The organism is Phormidium sp. FACHB-592 (assembly GCF_014695795.1).
Classification (GTDB): domain Bacteria; phylum Cyanobacteriota; class Cyanobacteriia; order Leptolyngbyales; family Leptolyngbyaceae; genus Stenomitos.
Genome location: NZ_JACJOZ010000062.1, coordinates 24,099 through 42,846 on the forward strand (window position 1 = coordinate 24,099; position 18,748 = coordinate 42,846).

At 47.7% G+C, this 18,748-nt stretch carries 16 protein-coding genes; 12 read left to right on the forward strand and 4 right to left on the reverse strand.

Annotation, left to right across the window (positions count from 1 at the left end):
* Positions 1-74: 74 nt before the first annotated feature.
* The 9 genes from H6F86_RS16550 (at position 75) to H6F86_RS16585 (ending at position 7,994) form a co-directional block, all read left to right on the forward strand.
* Positions 75-404 carry a hypothetical protein gene (locus tag H6F86_RS16550; protein WP_242033556.1) on the forward strand — a complete coding sequence of 110 codons (330 nt, stop codon included), beginning with the start codon at positions 75-77 and terminating at the stop codon, positions 402-404.
* A gap of 115 nt (positions 405-519) precedes the next feature.
* A complete protein-coding gene (locus H6F86_RS32860) occupies positions 520-645 on the forward strand; it encodes a hypothetical protein (protein ID WP_277881679.1) in 126 nt (41 codons plus the stop codon).
* A 225-nt stretch (positions 646-870) separates the two neighbouring features.
* Complete coding sequence (locus H6F86_RS16555; protein ID WP_190449833.1) at positions 871-1,125, forward strand: type IIL restriction-modification enzyme MmeI; 255 nt, start codon at positions 871-873, stop codon at positions 1,123-1,125.
* 497 nt (positions 1,126-1,622) lie between these two features.
* Positions 1,623-2,492: a three-Cys-motif partner protein TcmP gene (gene tcmP / locus H6F86_RS16560; protein WP_190449835.1), complete on the forward strand. Its 870-nt coding sequence runs from the start codon at positions 1,623-1,625 to the stop codon at positions 2,490-2,492.
* 11 nt (positions 2,493-2,503) lie between these two features.
* Entirely contained in the window at positions 2,504-3,352 is an 849-nt protein-coding gene (locus H6F86_RS16565) for a DUF5131 family protein (RefSeq protein ID WP_190449837.1), read from the forward strand.
* 73 nt (positions 3,353-3,425) lie between these two features.
* Entirely contained in the window at positions 3,426-3,728 is a 303-nt protein-coding gene (locus tag H6F86_RS16570) for a hypothetical protein (protein WP_190449839.1), read from the forward strand.
* 3 nt (positions 3,729-3,731) lie between these two features.
* Entirely contained in the window at positions 3,732-4,019 is a 288-nt protein-coding gene (locus H6F86_RS16575; RefSeq protein ID WP_190449841.1) for a hypothetical protein, read from the forward strand.
* A 37-nt stretch (positions 4,020-4,056) separates the two neighbouring features.
* The gene (locus tag H6F86_RS32315; RefSeq protein ID WP_190449842.1) at positions 4,057-6,768 is read left to right on the forward strand and encodes an AAA family ATPase; all 2,712 of its coding nucleotides are present in this window, start codon (positions 4,057-4,059) and stop codon (positions 6,766-6,768) included.
* Positions 6,765-7,994, forward strand: a complete 1,230-nt coding sequence (locus tag H6F86_RS16585) for a restriction endonuclease (protein WP_190449843.1) — start codon at positions 6,765-6,767, stop codon at positions 7,992-7,994. Before H6F86_RS32315 ends, H6F86_RS16585 begins: the two co-directional genes overlap by 4 nt.
* On the opposite strand, the gene H6F86_RS16590 is transcribed toward H6F86_RS16585, so the two are convergent.
* On the reverse strand, positions 7,974-8,174 hold the full coding sequence (locus H6F86_RS16590) for a hypothetical protein (protein ID WP_190449844.1): 201 nt from the start codon (positions 8,172-8,174) through the stop codon (positions 7,974-7,976). The two genes, H6F86_RS16585 and H6F86_RS16590, sit on opposite strands and share 21 nt — an antisense overlap.
* 440 nt (positions 8,175-8,614) lie before the next feature.
* Between H6F86_RS16590 and H6F86_RS16595 the strand changes: the two genes are divergently transcribed.
* The 3 genes from H6F86_RS16595 (at position 8,615) to H6F86_RS16605 (ending at position 15,446) form a co-directional block, all read left to right on the forward strand.
* Entirely contained in the window at positions 8,615-11,281 is a 2,667-nt protein-coding gene (locus tag H6F86_RS16595; RefSeq protein WP_190449845.1) for a PD-(D/E)XK nuclease family protein, read from the forward strand.
* Positions 11,268-14,462 carry a UvrD-helicase domain-containing protein gene (locus H6F86_RS16600; RefSeq protein ID WP_190449846.1) on the forward strand — a complete coding sequence of 1,065 codons (3,195 nt, stop codon included), beginning with the start codon at positions 11,268-11,270 and terminating at the stop codon, positions 14,460-14,462. Before H6F86_RS16595 ends, H6F86_RS16600 begins: the two co-directional genes overlap by 14 nt.
* Positions 14,463-14,903: 441 nt before the next feature.
* Positions 14,904-15,446, forward strand: coding sequence for a hypothetical protein (locus H6F86_RS16605; RefSeq protein ID WP_190449847.1), 543 nt, complete (start codon positions 14,904-14,906; stop codon positions 15,444-15,446).
* Positions 15,447-16,183: 737 nt separating this feature from the next.
* Here the strand turns inward: H6F86_RS16605 and H6F86_RS16610 are convergent.
* The 3 genes from H6F86_RS16610 to devC all read right to left on the reverse strand — a co-directional run bounded on the left by H6F86_RS16610 (position 16,184) and on the right by devC (position 18,743).
* A complete protein-coding gene (locus tag H6F86_RS16610; protein ID WP_190449848.1) occupies positions 16,184-16,633 on the reverse strand; it encodes a hypothetical protein in 450 nt (149 codons plus the stop codon).
* Between the two features lie 205 nt (positions 16,634-16,838).
* Positions 16,839-17,570, reverse strand: coding sequence for a DevA family ABC transporter ATP-binding protein (locus H6F86_RS16615; protein WP_190449849.1), 732 nt, complete (start codon positions 17,568-17,570; stop codon positions 16,839-16,841).
* A 9-nt stretch (positions 17,571-17,579) separates the two neighbouring features.
* On the reverse strand, positions 17,580-18,743 hold the full coding sequence (gene devC, locus H6F86_RS16620; RefSeq protein WP_190449850.1) for an ABC transporter permease DevC: 1,164 nt from the start codon (positions 18,741-18,743) through the stop codon (positions 17,580-17,582).
* Positions 18,744-18,748 lie beyond the last annotated feature (5 nt).

Genomic DNA, 18,748 nt, shown 5'->3' on the forward strand with positions numbered 1-18,748 from the left:
AACAACAGTTCAAGTGTACTGCTATTCTATAAGGCATCATACTCTAACCTTGTCACGATGACAAATTCATTGACATGACTCTTGCTCCTCGACCGCCGTCTCATACACACTGGTGTGCGTTAAAGCTTTATCTGCAACTGGCGCACAATGAATTGATGGAACTTGAGACGTTTCTGCGGCTTTGGGAGGTTTCACGGGATGAGCTAGCGTTCATCTGCGATTGTTCAGTGACAACGGTTAACCACTGGTTCTCGCAGGGAGAGCACCGTCGGTTTCCCAGTGAGAAGCATCAGCAGAAGCTGGCTCTGACCCACCATATTTGGACGACGATCGAGACAGAACCGGAATATTTGCGGGTGTTGCGGACGATGTATCACAAGAAGCCACGGAGAATAACTTATTGAGATTTGCCAAATGGCAAGGTTTTCTTGCCATGCTGTTGAGGCTTAATCGCTGCTGCCTAAAGTTGTCAGTTTCGCTTCTGTAGTGTAGTAGCTACATGGACGTTCCAGCGAGTAGATGAATGCTGAATTTAAGGCACAGTTGCGAGAAGCGATCGCCACCCTCAGCAGCACCATGCCTGCTCGTAAAGTGCTCAGCTTTCAGAATGTCGATTTTTCGATATTTCACCCCAGTGCTGTTTAGAGCGAGTGGAGCGGTAGAGGGAGCGGATTTCTCAATGACCATGCCTTTTCTTAAGGGAGCATAAGGAGACTGCTGATGTGCAGAGTATTTGTGAGCAGACTGTAATGACTTTCTGAAGAATGTGTTCTATCTGGCTGTAGCTGTGTCAACACTGTATGGGGAGGTAAGGTAGCAGACTTGGTTCCTTCATAGCGATGCCGCTCTGCTTCAGCTAAGGAGTGCCGAATGGATGATGCAGGCAGGCAGCGAGTCCAGCAATTTCTAAAAACATGGCAGGGCTCTCAGGGCAATGAACGAGCCAACTATCAGGGCTTCTTTCTTGACCTGTGTGATGCGTTGGGAGTCGATCGCCCACCGCCAAAGGGCAATATCCCCAGCGATCCCTATGCCTTTGACAAGGATATTCGGGGCAAAAGTGACGCGGGAAGTTGCCGCTACGTTGGCGAAGCTGGCGCGATGGGTGGAAGAGCAAGGCAATGAGCCGCAGGAGGTTGCCAACTTCTTGATGCGCTGCATTTTCACGATGTTTGCGGAAGATATGGATCTGGTGCGTGGTGAGGTTTTTACGAAGGCGTTGAAGGATCGGTAGCTTACCGACCCAAAACTGTTTCAGCCAGAAATTGAGAGCCTCTAGCAAACGATGAACACAGGCGGCAATTTTGGGTTTGAGCGCATTTTGCAGTTCAACGGGAGCTTTTTTGCGGATGCAACGGCGTTTGACCTGCCAAAAGCATAGCTAGAAACGCTGTATGAGGCGGCAGAGAAAGATTGGGCGGAGGGAGTCTGCCATTTTTGGAACGTTGCTGGAGCGGGCATTGGACAAGAAGTAGCAGAGCCGCATAGGGGCACATCAAACTTTAAGGGTGAGGAGTAGTTAAGGTCGTGTGAATTTTCATGACTCCGACATCGTTCAGAACAGGGTAGTATACATGTACTTCCTAGGAAATCAAACTTAAAGATGCAAAACATTGAAAACCATGCCAAAAGATACTACGTGCACTGGACAGCAGTACTCTGCCTCCACCCCGTACAAGCTCAAAGGGTTTCGTTATCTCATGGGCTATCACTCTCGCGTGTGTAAGTTGATTCTCAGTAAGACTAATCAGCCATATATTTACATTGATTTAAACTGTGGAGCAGGTTACCAACCTGACTACAGGAAATTTGGTGATGAAGCACTTGGTTCACCTATCATTGCTTTACAAGAGCTTAATAGACAAGGTATTGAGCCAATATGTCACTTTTGCGATGCCAATGAAGAATCTCTAGAAATTTTAAAGAGAACAGTAGAAAAATTAAAGCTGAAGTGTGAGGCTCGTTATTGGCTAGGTGACAATAAAGACTCACTACTCAACATATCCCAGGATCTCACTAGTTCTCAATTTCAGGGTTTGGTGTATTCAGACCCCAATGGCAAACAAGATTTTCCAATTAGAGAGATTAAGGAAGTTTTTCAACTTTCTCAAATGAGAAGAGTAGATCTGTTGATGAATGTTGCAACCACGTACGTAAAGCGTTGGGAGTCTAATCCGAAAGCAAACTGGGAAGTTTACTCTCTTGAAGAGATTATTACTGGGCATGGCAAGGAAAAGATTTTTGTACGGAAACCTGAGAATCCTTCCTTAAAGTGGACTTTTATTTACGCTACCAATTGGGCTAAACAGAAAGATTTAACTAAAATTCAACTTTATAGCGTCGATGGCGATATTGACAAAGGAATTTTAGACCATCTGTTTAATCCTAAATCCAATCCATTACCCGGCATTTATGAAGATGGATCAGTTTCAATTCAAGGCAACTTGAACTTCGATATACAGAATTCGGATGTATTGGATAGTGAAGAATAGGAGACTGAATCATGAAAAAAAATCTACAACCTTCTCTTTTTGAAGAGCAAGAGGACATGCAAGTTCTCTATCTAGAAGATGGACGTAAATTATATATTGTTCAGAGTGAGACTAAGTCTCAATTCAACAGTACAAATGAGATGGTTGACTGGGCTTGGTGGACTTGGAATCCTGTGACTGGTTGCTGGCATGGATGTTCATATTGCTACGCCCGGGACATTGCCAATCGATTTTATGAAACTAATTTTGAACCAACCTTCTATCCGAATAGACTTCATGCGCCTCAAAATATGAAGCCAATGTCTCATGAGCGGGTAAAAAACGAAGCCCAAAAGAGACGAATTAAGCTTGAAGATGCCCACATATTTGCCAAAAATGTGTTTACCTGCTCAATGGCAGATTTGTTTGGTAAATGGGTTCCCGAAGACTGGATTTTTCAGGTCTTTCAAGCAGTTAAATTTTCTCCCGAATGGAATTTTCTTTTTCTGACAAAGTTCCCACAAAGATTGCAGGAGATTAATGATAAACTAGGTGGCTTTCCAGATAATGTTTGGGTTGGCACCACTGTTGATACTCAGTCAAGAGTATCTCTCGCAGAAAAATCATTCAAAAACATTCAAGCTAAGGTTAAATGGTTATCTATTGAGCCAATGTTAGAGCCATTGAATTTTGAGAGCTTGGATATGTTTGATTTGATTGCCATTGGTGGTCAAAGTCGTACTAGTAAGGAACCTGAATTTCAGCCTGAATGGGTTTGGGTTGAGGCTTTAATGAGGCAAGCTAGAGAATCCAATACCTCCGTTTACTTTAAAGAAAATTTGAAAGCTCGTCCCAAAGAGCTGCCTTGGGAGCACTTCTAATGCTGTTAGGAGCCATCTCAAAGCTCACCGCAAACGCATTCAGACGCAGTATCCCGAAGTCACCATTACCGGGATGTATAACCCACTGGAAAAACTCCGCAAGGGCGAACCGTTTACGGATGCTGATCCCGCCTACAGCGACAAAGCACTCGTCTCCATCCTCAAGCAAATCCACGATGACCTTGATGCTGCCGTCCTCGATGCCTACGGTTGGCAAGACCTGCAAGATGCTAGTGGCAAGATGAAAGATGGCATCGACGAAATTATCCTGGAACGACTCGTTGCCCTCAACGCCGAACGTGCCAAAAAAGAACGCAACGGCATCATTCGCTGGCTCCGTCCCGACTACCAGGCACCTAACGAAGTGCAGACCTAACAGGTGATTGCCGGAGTTGTCGAAGCCGAAGAAGCTGTAGTCGCCCCTGTCGAACAAAAACCCTTTCCGAAACACCCTAAAGAACAACTTGCCATCATCCGCGAGCTTCTCCGCACCACTGGCGGCGAATGGACAGTGGCACAGATTGCCGCTCAGTTCAAAGGAGGTGGACGGTATAAAGGTGCGATCACCGAAAACCTGGAGCGTCTCGAATGGTTTGGCGTACTTCTCTGCCGTGAAGATGGGCACACTAAACGGTGGCAGTTTGCTGAACTTCAACAGAGTGCCTGAGACTCCCTCCATTCCCAAAAACAGGACATCTTCTCCAATGTTTGGCAGCAAAAAGGCTGAATTCGTCCATCTCTTCCAAGAATTTGCAGACGCTTTTCCATTTACGTCAGACGGGCAAAAGCACATCAGCCTTTACGACGAAAATCGTCAAACAGGTCGCCACAACTTTCAGGAGATTCAAGCTGCCGTAGCCCGTGGTGAAGATATCACCGACCTCGTATTGCTGAAGCTACTGCCCCATGCTGGTACAGTTAGCAACGAGGCGAGAGGAGCCTGGGTTCACCATGCTCCTTCAATTTCAGGGAATTTAAAGAAGTGGTACGAGAGTGACGGCAAAAGCTACGACTGGACAGCGATCGCCCAAGCGATTTTCAACTTTGTGCAACGCTGTGTCACCGACCCCACAGAGCTAAAAGATGCCTGTCTTGAATTCTCCAGTCTCACTTGCAGTAAAGGCTTTCAGGTGGGAATGCTAACCCCCATTCTCAATGCCCTCCGCCCAGACGAGTTTTTGCTGGTCAACAAAAAACCTTGGCGCGTCATTAACTACTTTGAGGACACGTCCTATAACGCGCTTCTGACTGGCTATCCGCAAATCAATACAGAGCTACAACGGATGATTCAGGCGGTTGCACCCGAAATGCGCCAAATTTGCCCTAATGTGGCCTTGCATAATAATGACCTGTTTGATATGTTCTGCCACTGGCTAGTGGCAGTGAAAAAATACACCTTCGATGTGCGCTACTGGAAGATTGCACCGGGTGAAACCGCATGGCAGTGGGAAGAATGCCGCGATCAGGGTTTCATTGCGATCGAGTGGGATGAACTCGGCGATATTTCCACTTTAGATCACAAAGAATTTGATGAGCGTCGCGATCAACTGATTGCCCAGCATCCAGAGTTGAAATGGAAAAAATCTGGAGTCAATCAAGTTTATGTTTTCGCTCAGATTAAGCCCGGTGATTACATCGTCGCCAACAAGGGCAAAACAAAAGTGCTTGGCATTGGCACTGTGACAGGTACTTATTACTTTGAGCCAAATGCTCCTCGACAAAAACATCGCTTACCCGTTCACTGGCATGACTTGACACCTAAAGACGTTGACCAAAAAGACTGGCAGAGAACGTTGGTTGCCCTGAACCCAGAAATTTTTGAAGCAATTGTTGGTGACACGATGCTTCCTCAAACAGTACCTTCACAAGTGAACTCTCAATGCCCCTTTACTGCAAAAACCTTTGAACTGTTGGCAGAACTCAACGCCAGCCCAAGAAAAACGACCTACCTTGCACGAAGAGATGATTTTAAGCAGCAGCTAGAAGAACCATTCCAGAAACTACTTCGACAGGTGGCAACGCAACTACCAGCAGCCATCACTGAGCAGATGGAAACGGAGCGTAAGCTCTTTGCTCGCATTCCTAAAAATGATTTTAACCACGGCGGAGCCTGGGACTTTTACTGGGGCGCTTTTTATCTTAAAGGGGGCAAGCGCATTGAGGATGCTCAATTGTTCCTTTGGATGAACCACGAGCGGTTAGAATTCGGCTTTTACATTGGAGCATATGGTGGTGCTCAGCGTCAGCAGTTCCTTACCAACTGCCAGACCCACTATGATGCCCTGCTGACTCTACTTGAACCCAGCCTGGCGGATGATGACATCTGGTATGGTATTCGCGGCAGTCAAACGAAACTCGATTGGAAGGATTGGCTCAAAAATCCGCAGGGGTTAGACATCCACGTCGATATGCGGTTGTCCCGGCAGGACGTGCTAAGTCGCTCTACAGAGCAGTTAATTGACCAGATTACACAGACTTACAAACGCTTTTTCCCACTTATCTTGCTGGCGATCACTGAAGAGCCTTTGCCGCTCTTGCTGGATTACCTTGAACCGCTAGACGATGATGATATTGAAGCAAAAGTTTTAAATACTCCTTACTCCCTGGCTGCTTGCGCTGCGAGCACCTACCTTGATGAAAGCCTTCTAGGCGACTGGGTAGAGGCGATCGAGCGCAAAGGTCAGGCGGTGCTCTATGGTCCTCCTGGTACAGGTAAAACATTCCTGGCAAGATGCTTCGCCAAGCATTTAATTAGTGAAGGTGATGGCTTTGTCGAACTTGTCCAGTTTCATCCTGCCTACACCTATGAAGACTTTATTGAAGGCATCCGTCCCCAAATGGGTAAAAGTGGACTGGAATATCCTCACGTTCCAGGACGCTTGCTGGAGTTTTGCGAAAAGGCTGAGCAACGCCACGATCGCTGCGTGCTGATTATTGATGAAATCAACCGTGCCAATTTAGCTCAAGTGTTTGGTGAGCTAATGTACTTACTTGAGTATCGCGACGAGGAGATCAATCTCGCCAGTGGTAGAAAGTTTCGTATTCCAACCAATGTTCGCATCATCAGCACAATGAATACGGCCGATCGCTCCATTGCCCTGGTTGATCATGCACTCCGTCGCCGTTTTGCCTTTCTCTACGTCCCGCCCAACTACGAAGGTCTGAGAAAATACCACCAATTGACTGGTTATGCCACGGAAAATCTCGTCAATTTATTGCAGCACATTAACGCTCAAATTGGTGATTCGCACTATCAGCTTGGCACCAGCTTCTTTCTGCGAGAAAACCTCGACGCAGAACTTAAAAGCATCTGGCAACTGGAAATTGAGCCGTATCTGGAAGAATTCTTCTTTGACCAGTCCGACAAAATGAAAAACTTGAGATGGGCACAGGTTGAGGGGCAATTACGCCCATGAATGCCACTCATCCTATAGTTTACGAACTGACTGAGTACGCCTCAAAGCTTTTCGCCGAAGACCTCATCCCCTTAGAACTGGGAACGCTTCTCTGGCAGTCGTATGGTGCAAACGGTGCCCTGCGAAAAGGGGTAGTGGACGTTGATTTTCCCACGCCCATCACAGTTGGACAGTGGCGGCTAACGTCCCAGGGATGGGTTGGCTACATTCCGCTGTCAGACGAATTAGGCTTTCGGCTCCAACCTAAAGTGGGGCTGGCAAACATCTTTGGCATGTTGGAATACGCCTACAAGCTCAAGAGTTTTCATTTTCTAAACGGTCTGAGCAACTTCGACAAACTAGAAGACTTTTACAATTATTTGGCGAACATCCTGGCACGTCGCATTCACGATCGCACCAGAAAAGGTCTGTATCGTACTTACATTCCCAAGAGCGATCGGATGACCTTCGTGCGAGGACGCATGGACTCACGGCAATTGGTACAACGACCCTGGGAAGTCAAAATCAAGTGCCACTACAAAGAGCATACGCCTGACATTGAGGACAACCAAATTTTGCTTTGGACACTCCGCAAAATTGCCACTTGTGGAGCCTGTAGCCCAGAAGTCCTCTCTAACGTGCGGCAGGCTTACCATACACTTCAAGGCATCGTCTCGCTTGAACCCCAAACCGCTCAAGCTTGCATCAAACGCCTCTATCATCGCCTCAATGAGGACTACCAGCCGCTTCATGCCCTTTGTCACTTCTTTCTAGAGCAGAGCGGTCCCAGCCATACTGAGGGCGATCGCAAAATGCTTCCCTTCCTCGTCAGCATGGCTCGACTCTACGAACTGTTTATCGCAGAGTGGCTCAAAGCGCACCAGGCGACGAAATTGCTGCCTCATAACCTGGGTGTTAAAGCTCAACACCAGGTCCACATCAATCAGGAAGGGTCGCTTTCCTTTAACATCGATCTTGTGCTTTTTGACAACACGACAGGGCAAACCCGCTACGTACTGGATACCAAGTACAAAACCCCAAATGCTCCCGGAGCAGACGATGTAGCCCAAATCATCGCCTATGCAGCCACACAAGGTTGTTCCGAAGCGATTCTCATCTATCCGCAACCGCTACAAAATCCTCTGCATACTAGAGTGCAGCAGATTCGCGTCCGTACCCTAGCCTTTGCCGTCGATGGAGACTTGCACCGGGCAGGAGAGAAGTTTCTAGAGAGCTTGTTTGCTTGAGGGAACGCGATCGCTACACTCAGCAACACGGCTCCAGCTATAGGCTGCAAAATTGCGGTAGGAGGAGCAATGAAAGCCAATCAGGATGGTCATAATTTCGCTCAAACACAGACCCAGAGGACGCTTTCGCTGTTTCAGACCGTTACCCAAGAGTTGCTTTCCCACTGCGGCTGAAAGCATTGCCAAAAATCATCGACGTGCCAGAACAGGTCTTTTAGACTACGCACGGAGCATAAGGAAAGGATGAGAATTTAAGCACTTAAACCCTAACTGCTTTGCCCCTTCCTTATCCCGAACTCACGTTTGGTAGGAATGATCAGCAAGGGATAGGCAGAGCTTTGGCAAAGGCTCGTATTCTCCTCAGCTTTAGGAGTAGCTACATAATCGCCACTTTGCACATTGCTTTGAGATGCTCCTCAACACTACTGAATGAGAGCTTTGTCAGATCTTCTTCAAATGTAAGCTTTTCATGAACTTTATTAATTTTCAGTAGAAATACAGAGCATTATCCTGTTTTGCACAGTTAGAACTCTAAAAAGGTGGGAATGCTTGGCTACAGAATGAGATTTTCACAAACTAGGCAGTCACTAAAGTAACTGTAGTCGTCATTAAAGTAACTAATGAGCCGTTTAATCTACTTAGAGGTTCAGCCATACTTCCGTGCGAAGGAAGTAGCTGATCAAAATCAGCTTGCTGTGGTTACTCCTACAAAAACCGCAGCAAGAGCTTTAGGCAAACAGAAGCGATCGCTGCAAGATCTTGCCATGCATCTATTACCACGGGAGACAACGATCGCATCTCCCTTGGGAGCACAAAGAGCCTTGCGCCAGGCAATTCATCAAACTGTTCATCCTCACGATATTGAAGGGACAGCACGAGCGTGGATGCCAACAGTTCAAGCCTTGCTGCGATCGTCGCCTTCATTTAATATCACGTTAGAAAACTGCTCAGAACGGGCAACGCAGCTGTTGCAAGTGACGCAGCGTTATGTGGATATCCTGCGGCAGCAGAGCCAGCTTGATTCAGCAGCAGCCTTGTGGCGATCAGTTGAGCAACAACTTGAACAGCGCCCAGTGCTCATTTATGGTTACTTTCAACCGCGCTTGGACGAGTTGACGTTGATTGATGCGATCGCCGCTGATGGTAGCATCGTTGTCTTACCCATTGGGACTGGAGACCTTTTTCGTGAAAGTCGCATTGCAGTCGAATGGCTACAGCAGAAAGGCTGGACGATTCATGAGTTGGAAGCACTACCCCAGACGATTGGTGAACAGCTAGGGCAACAATTTTTTGCACCCGCTAACGCGATCGCAGGTCCTTCAGCCTATGCTTACAGCAACATTGAGGCGGAAGTCCGAGGCACCCTGGCGCAGGTCAAGCAATTGTTGCATGAGGGGGTTTCTGCCCGTGAGATTGCCATCATTGCCAGAGATGAAGTTGCCTATGGTCCTCAACTGTTGGAGATTGCCTGGGAATATGGCATCCCACTGCGAGCGCTCTATGCAACACCACTCAACACGACCCGCTTCGGTGCCTGGATAACCCTTGTGTTGGAGGTCATCGAACAGAAATTTCCTTTTGAGGCAACCGCAAAACTCCTTAGCCATCCGCTTTGCACAAACCCAGAGGCCGAATTTTGGAGCATGGTTCGGCGTCGCCATCCTGCTGATTTTGCGGCATGGCAGGAGGTTTGCCAAAGTGTTTTGAACCTTGATCTGTCAGTGCTCAAGTTTGGTCCTCGGGCACGTCGGGAAACCTGGGTTGAACGCATTCAAACGATGCTAAAGACGTTCGATTTGCGACGGCGTTGCTCCCGCTGGGCACGAGAGAGCTTAGCGTTCAATGCGTTGAATCGAGCGTTGGTTAATCTAGCGAAACCAGAGGAAGAAATACTAACCTGGAGCGCCTTTGCCCAAGAGATACGAGAGCTGCTGGCGATCGAGGGAGTGCCTGCCCAACCCGGTCGCGGCGGCGTAGAACTGCATAATCCAGGCTCTGTAGTTGGAGCACGCTATTCCTATTTGTTTGTCTTTGGAATGGCAGAAGGGAGTTTGCCTGCTCCAGTGCGTAACGATTGCGTCTTGGACTTTCACGAGCGCAAGGCACTGCGACACGTTGACATTCCACTTGAACTGGCTTCTGAAGCGGCTCGTCAAGAAGCGCTTCTCTTTCATTACCTGCTGCAAACCGTTACAGAAGCCATTGTCTTCTCTTATGCAAGCTTAAACGGTCGTCAGGAGCAATTACCCAGCCCGTATCTAGCTCAGCTAGGGCTGAAAGCGATCGCACCACCTGAAATGCCTGTTGCCAGTTTGGAGGCATTGCGAAAGCTTTCCTTACGCAGGGCAATCCATCCTGAGGATGTCGTCCTTCAAAACGCGATTCACGCTTGGGCTGTAGAACGTCACCGCGAAAGTAGCGCACCGCAGGATGAATATGACGGTGTTACTGGAATGCCCCTTGATTACCGCGATCGCGTTTTTAGCGTTTCTCAATTAACCAACTTGGGGCTTTGTCCTTTTAAGTGGTTTGCCAATAAAGTGCTGAAACTGGGTGAGCCCGAAGAAAGCGAGGATGATCTCAGTCCCAGTCGTCGAGGCAATCTGTATCACAAAGTGCTGGAATTGGTCTTTAAGGAAGTACAGAACGACCCACAACGTTCGTTGCACGATCCAGAACTGTTGAAAGCGCAATTCCAAATCGTTGAGCAAGCAATGAAGCTCACAGATTTGCCTGTTTGGGAAGCATGGCGAACCGAGCATCTACAGACGTTGCAGCGAGTCCTCAATCAACCTGACTTCTTGCCAGACGGAGCAGAGGCGATCGCGCTAGAAGCCAAATTTGAAGGGATCTGGCATGACCTGAAATTAATAGGACGGGTTGATCGCATCGATCGCACACCACAGGGATTGGTGCTCATTGATTACAAGACAGGTTCCTCAGCCCCGAAAGGCGTTAGCAACGCAGAGGGCAAAGCCTGTATTGATCTACAACTCCCCCTTTATCAACAGGTTGCCGCCCCTACTCTCTTTCCAGATGAGACGGTGGCTACATCGTATTACTACTCACTGACCAAAACGAAAAAGCTATCCCAGACATTACCCTCCGATCAAGCATTAGCAGACGTTGCTGATCGTTGTAAAGCTCACCTGGAGCACGGTCATTTTCCAGTGCAGCCAGATGTGGGCGGTGTTGCCTGTCAATACTGTGCCTTTGATATGGTTTGCCGTCAGGGAAGCCGCTTGAGTCGCAAATCACGTAAGGAGAATACCAATGGGGCTGACTGAACAGCAAGCCGCTGCCGCCTATGCAGTCCATAGTGTTGCAGTCACAGCAGGTGCAGGAACGGGTAAAACCCACATGTTGGCAGAGCGGTATCTGTACCATCTGGAGTCAGGTTACTCCCCGCTTACAATTGTCGCTCTAACGTTCACTGAAAAAGCAGCGACTGAGTTGCGATCGCGCATCCGACAAACCATTGGCGATCGTTTACCCAATCCTGATTTTGTTGCAGAGCTGGAAGCGGCTCAGATCAGTACCTTTCATGCGTTGGCAGCTCGCGTTTGTCGAGAACATCCCGATGCCGCAGGGGTGCCGCCAGACTTTGCTGTGCTAGATGATTTGGCTGGCACGGTTTGGCTGGCAGAAGCGTTTGCAGAGGCGCTCGATCAGATTCCACTGCACCTTTACAAGCAAGTGCCCTACTCTTCAATGCGAGCGATTATGCTGGCGCTCTTGGGTGATCCATTAACGGCAGCAAAGGCACTTACGAGAAGTCGGGAAGATTGGTTACCGACACTTCAAGCCGTGAAGCAAGCAGCGTTGGCAACGTTCATTCAGCATAAGCATTGGTTTAATGCCAAGGCTGTTTTGCAAAGTTACGCAGCTCCTGGGGACAAGCTCAATGATGTACGGGAATCTGCTCTAAACGCGATCGCTAGCATAGGGCAAGGACACGCTCTTGCCGAATCTTTGGAAGCGTTATGTGATTTGAAAGTTAATGTGGGAAGCCCAAAAGCATGGGGTGGCAAAGAAACTTTAGATACTGTCAAAGATGCCATCAAATGCCTACGTGAATTGGCTCAGGAGAATCAAAAGCAAGGTCTAATCATCCTAGAACCTAATACATGGGATGTTCAAGCAGAAGTAATCTTACCCGTTCTACGAGAGGCCTTTGAGCAGGTGAGATCGCAGCTCCAGCAGGCAAAGCAACGTCAACGAGTATTAGATTTTAATGACCTGGAAGTTCACGCTCTGCAAGCCTTAGAAAATCAAGCGGTACGGGACTACTACGCGCAACGCTGGCAAGCTTTCTTGATTGATGAATTTCAAGATACCAACCCCGTCCAAGGGAAGCTTCTGGAACTACTAACGGCAAATCAATTGCTCACCATCGTTGGGGATGCGAAGCAATCCATCTATGGCTTCCGTCGAGCCGATGTGAAGGTCTTTGAGTCTTGGCGCGATCGCATTCATAGTGCAGCCAATCCGCCCAGAGAACTTAGCCTCAGTTTTCGGACTCATCACACCTTAATGCAGGGCATCAACACCATTTTTAAGCCGGTGTTGAATGGGTTACATCAGCACCTGGATGCTCATCGTCAGGAGGAACCTCATACCGCTCCCCATCTGCGCTTGTTGACGATTCAAGATGCACAGGGTCTGCCGATCGATCAATGTCGGCAAATTGAAGCCCAACAAATCGCTGACCTGATCAAACAACTGCTGGACGATCAGGTGATGGTGTACGACAAACCGACAGGAACCTTACGCCCAATTGAATATCGTGATATCGCCATTTTGTCGCGCACCTGGGGACCCTTAGAGCTCTATGGTCAGGCTCTAGAAAGCCAGGGCATGCCGATCTTTCAAGCTGGAGGTGGCAGCCTTCTGGAAACCCGTGAAGCTAAGGATGGCTGGGCGCTGTTGCGCTTTTTGGCAGACCCTACTGATGATATTGCCTTAATGGCAGTGCTGCGGAGTCCCTTCTTTGCTGTGAGCGATCGTACGCTCTTTCAATTAGCTCAAACCCTGCCCGACCAAGGCTCCTGGTGGAAGCACCTGAAACACCAGACAAGCGCTGAAAGCCACACTGCTATTGAAGTGCTCGAGAAACTGTTGATCGAACGACGCAGCGAAGCTCCCACTCGTCTCCTGCAATTAGCCGATCGCGTCACTGGCTACACGGCAGTCATCGCCAATCTCCCGCATGCCCCCCGTCGAGAAGCTGATTGGAGCGGCTTTTTGGCTTTTGTCCGGGAGTTGGAACAGGGAAGCAATGATGTACTGAGCGTTGTGCAGCGACTGAAGGTGCTAGTGGCGAGTGCGGTGGAAGTGCCTCGTCCAGCCCTGAAAGCAGGCAATGCCGTTCAGTTGATGACAATTCACGCTTCTAAGGGCTTGGAATGGCCAGTGGTTGTAGTTGCTGATTTAACACGAAAATCGCCATCAGACTCCTCACAAGTTCGGTTTGATCCAGACCTCGGTTTAGCCTTCCAACTGGCAGATGAAGAGGGTGATAAACAGAAATCAGCCCTTTACACGTTGCTGGAATATCGTAAGCGCCAGGCTGACAAGGAGGAGAACAAGCGGGTGCTCTATGTTGCGCTGACTCGTGCGCGGGATCACCTCATTCTCACCGCCGCAGGTAGCAAAGGGGGCGGTTTGGATATCTTTCAACCTGGGCTAGAAGGGATACCCATTGAGGAAATTTCAATGGAGCACCTTGGCAACGCCTCCCAAAAGGGAAATCATCTTCACTCCACAGATATTGAAGAGCCACCATTACCCAGCATACCCACACGCATTCTGACTGGCGCTGCGGGATCAGGGCTTTGGGAATTGCCTGTTACCGCGCTTACCGAGTATGCTCAGTGCCCCCAACGGTTCCGCTATCGTTACCTTGACGGACATCTGGGCTACCGTGAAGCAAATGGTAATCATGGCACTGAGATTGGCACAGTCACTCATTGGGCGTTACAGCATCAGATTCAAGAGCTTCAACCACTGTCGGCAAACTTTTCACACCTGTCAATCGACGTTTTACAAGAGGCACTGACATTAGCACAGCGATTCCATCAACTGGAGCTTTATGCACCGTATCGTCATCCAGAAGGGTTGTCAGAACAGTCCATGACGCTGAATCTAGGTCAAATTACGTTCAACGGGATCATGGATTGGTTAACCCCGGAATCTGTGTTGGATTTCAAGACTGATCAGGACCCCAACCCCCATCACCATCGCTTGCAGTTGTGGGCCTATGCAAAAGCCACTGAGCGTACGACTGCTCATATCGCGTATCTCCGCCACAGCCAGGTGCATACCTTTACCGCTCAAGACTTAACTGAACTGCAAGACGAAGCTGAGGCTGTAGCAATCGCGATCACCAAAGGGCAATACCTACCCCAGCCGTCTCAGGCAAGTTGTAATAGTTGTGCGTATCTAGAAATCTGTGAACAAGCTGTGTGATCGGGATGAGGTCTGTTGAGAAGGCTGGCTTTAGAGCGGAAGTGATGCTTTTAATAAAGCTGTTGAATCACCGGAATCAAGAGTGCTAGCAACAACCCACAATTTCAAATAGCTGGGTGCTGTTCTGGGGATGACGCTGTACTGAAGCAGCGATTTCCTTCACCCCGTATGCTTCAATCAACTCTGTTAGATTTACATGGTAATGAACAAGGCAATAGTAAAGCTGTTAAGTAATAGTTGCGACGCAATCATATTTCCCAGTTACATCTTTGCTCCGGCTGATGCCTACGGTTCTGACTTCTCCGGTAAAACCTTTGGCGGCCTGAAGAGCGACGAAATCACAAAATTCGATGAGCACTGCAACTAACACATCATCCTTTAAACCTGGAATAGCCTATTCGGCTGAATTAATCCTTCTTCACTAAGACACAGGAATTACACATGAGTGTTCTCATACTTACGGGGTTGTTAGACAAGATTATTGATGAAGTCTCTGCTGAGCAGCGGAGGCAGCATGACCTCAAAATCAGGGAGTTGTCCATTATTGAAAGCTCCGGTTTACGCGATGCTTATGTTCAGCAATTACTACTGAATAAATTTCTTGCTCCAATTGAAGCAGCACAACATCAAATTCAAAACTCCGCAAAACACGCTCAATGGATGGCAGAAGCCCTTAATTATTACTTTCAGGATCATGGACTAGATCAAGAGCAGGCAAAAGAACTTTCTACACAGCTACGATTGCTTGCTGTCAAAATAACCTATGCTGAATCTCTATACGAAATTAAATTGGTTTACACTGTCGCAACTCTATTTGCAGATAAAATATCAGTCTTTAAACATCGAGATATGAATTACTCGTTAGAAAAGGCAATTCGCAAAGGAACTTTAGATCCCTTGAATACATGTATTGCTACAGAGAAGAACTTCCAGCGCCGGCTTGATATTTTGAAGCCTGTTAAAGTAGATGTAGAAGAACTGTAAGAATACCCAAACGATCAAACAGACTTTTAATTATGTCTTTGAGTATAACTTCAGACTACGAAAAACATGGTAGTTAAGAGAGATACTCTTGATGATTTTCGTACAATAGCAATATCAATTAAAGTCTTGTCTATTAACGTAAAGAATAAAATTGAGTTTAGATTAAATAACTTTGCTCTGAGTGAAGCAGGTAGCCTTGAAAAAGTCTTTGCCAATACAATATTCGCGACGCAACCTGATTCTGAGCGTTTGCTAGCTCTACGTTGATCGCTGGCAGTTTACCGGCTGGTCTTTGGGCAGAGCCGTCAGGAAGATCTGCTTGCTTACCTGCTCGATCGTCTGCCTGTAGCCGAAGCAGAACAAGTTATGCGCAACCTCCAAATCAACTTAGAGCCACTTGAGGCTAGGAAGTAATTTACTTGACATTACACAATTAAATTAGCTCCATGAGCCAGTGAAACTATTAGTCCTAGAAAAGCGACACTCAATTTGCGAAGCAAATTGCTTTGGAAAAACGACAGTTAATTAGCGAAGCTGACTTTGCGACGCATAATATGCGAATCTGCTTGGATGTCGCTTTTTTGGTACAAATAGCCTGAACAACCTGGTAAACAGTTGTTTAAGACTGTTTGTACTAAGCGAAAACGATTCATGAATTGCGACATTTAATGTGCGAACGTACATTTGCCTTCCCGCCTCTAAGGGCGATCAAGTGCAGCGCTTTATGCTGCTATTGGTCAGATGTAGTCAAAGAAGCGAATCCACCATGATTGGGTTTTGAAGCCTTCGTGTTGCCCCGTATATTGTTCGTCCAGTTCATCCGCGTTGACGTAGATGAACCCGTAATGCTCAGTTGTCTTAATAACTTGTTCTACCACGCTTGGTGGGAACTGCTCAGAAGAACGGTTCCAGACAGCGAATAAATTGCCAAACGCAGAAAACCGAATGGCTAAAACTGTCTCAATAAAATTCAGCTTCCCACCTGGCTTGTGCAGTGATAATTCTGTGAAGAACGAGGCGTCTTGCACATTTTCGTCGATCTCGAAGGGGCGACCAGTCAACTGCTCAATTTCTGGTTTCAGTCGCCTAACGCGAGACATCGCCTCATGCCAGTCAAAATCAACAGGTGATTCCCATTCTGCTGGGTCGTCTGCGGACTGAAGCTTTGCCAGTGTTTCCTGTTTCATGCTGTTTCGCTTGCAATCAAACGAGTGTCTAGATCAACTGCTGCAACATGCTAGTTGTACCGCAGGACTTGACAACAAGATTATTGAAGCTGTGTCAACTCTACTCGATGTCCGTCTGGGTTTGCCACAACTGCGCGTCGTCCCCAAGCTGAACTCCAGTTGGGCTGCTGAATCATAGCCATCTATTGTCACAGAACTGAAAAAGCTATTGAGCGATAGCAGTAGCGGCATGATTCACTAAACGTCCATCTTCCATGTAGATAATGCGATCGGCGAGATCTAGAATGCGGTTGTCGTGAGTCACCAGTAAGATGGTGCAGCCTTGCTCTCTAGCGAGTTTTTCCATAATTTCCACCACATCCCGCCCTGATTGCTTATCGAGTGCAGCAGTGGGTTCATCTGCCAAAATGATTTTGGGCTGACTGACCAAGGCACGGGCGATCGCCACTCGTTGTTTCTGCCCACCTGATAGATCACTAGGATAGTAGTCCATTCGATCTGCCAAACCGACTGCGCTTAAGACAGTCCGAATACGGGTATCAGCTTCGGCAGCAGTAATTTCTTGAAGTTCCAATGCCATCTCAACATTCTGATAGGCAGTCAGGAAGTTTAAGAGATTGTGCGCCTGAAAAATATAGCCAATCTTGCGACGAGCGAGGGTCATCTGTGCTTTAGTGGCATGATGTAACGCTTGTCCTAAGATGCTTAAATGGCCCTCCTGAACGGATCGTAAACTTCCCATCAGCGTCAGCAATGTGGTTTTACCTGAACCTGATGGTCCCGTCATAATGATGATTTCGCCACGATCGATGTGCAGATTCACATCAAACAAAATCTGTTTTTTCAGAGCGCCTTGACCATAGTAATGATTCAGATGGCTAATGGAAATAGCAGGTGCAGCGGTATGAAGGGCATTGCTTTCTAGCAATTTGGACATGCTCAACTCCTAGAAAATATCCGCAGGGTCAGCAGTTTGCAGCTTACGCACTGCCATTGCAGCAGAGACCGAACTCATGATGGCAGTGAGAAGCAACACAAACACGATTCGTCCCAAATCCATTGCCATGGGTAGCATCGTTGCCACATTCGTAATGCGATAGATGCCAAGCGCGATCGCAGTCCCCGGAACAAATCCCATAACCGCCAAAATTAGAGCTTCTTGGAACACAACCATGAGGAGATAGCGATCGCGAAAGCCCATCGCCTTGAGGGTGGCGTATTCAGGTAAGTGATCGGTCACATCACTGTAGAGAATTTGATAGACGATCACAGCGCCGACAATAAAGGCAATCACTACACCCAAATCAAAGGTGTAGCCTACCGGAGTGCTAGCATTCCAAAAGGCAACTTCTGCTTTTGCATAATCCTCTCTGGTCATGACTTTGACATCACTGGGCAGGCGCGATTGCATCTCTGCTAGAACCGCCTGGATATCTGCATCAGGTTGAAGTTTAATCACGCCTATATCAATGAGTCCACCCTGACGAAAGGTCGCCATGCGTAAGAAGTTGACATCACTGGTGACTAAATAGGCATTAATGCCAAACGTGGGGCTAAGTTTAAACAAACCCTGGATTTGCACCTGGCGTTCATTGATTTCGGTCGCAATTAGCTTTCCTGCCTGAAACTGTTGAGCGATCGCGCCAAATTCTTGACGAGAACCGAGATTGAACAGAGCTGTATCAGGCTGTCGCAGTTGCTTGCGGTTGGATTCTACCCCAGAAATGTTCAATACTTGATGTTCTGGATTGATACCAATGGCGTAGATATCCCAAATCTCTTTGTTGTCAGGATTACGCCACTGAATTGTATTCAGGAAAATGGGGCTGACCGATGCAACCCCAGTTACACCTGCTGCTTGATAAAGCCTGCGGTCTGTAAATCGATCGAGGGAAATCAGTGATCGCGATCGGCTACTCATCATGACCAGCTCACCGTTCAGGCTATGGTGGAATTCCACTGCACTGCTAAATAACGCACCTCGAAAGCCCATTTGCAAAAACATCAGCACATTGGCAAAGCTAATGCCAGCGATCGCTACCAGTAACCGTGCCCGTTCTTTGCGTAACTGCAACCAGGAGAGAAATAGCGGTTTTTTCTTTTGAGTCATTTCAC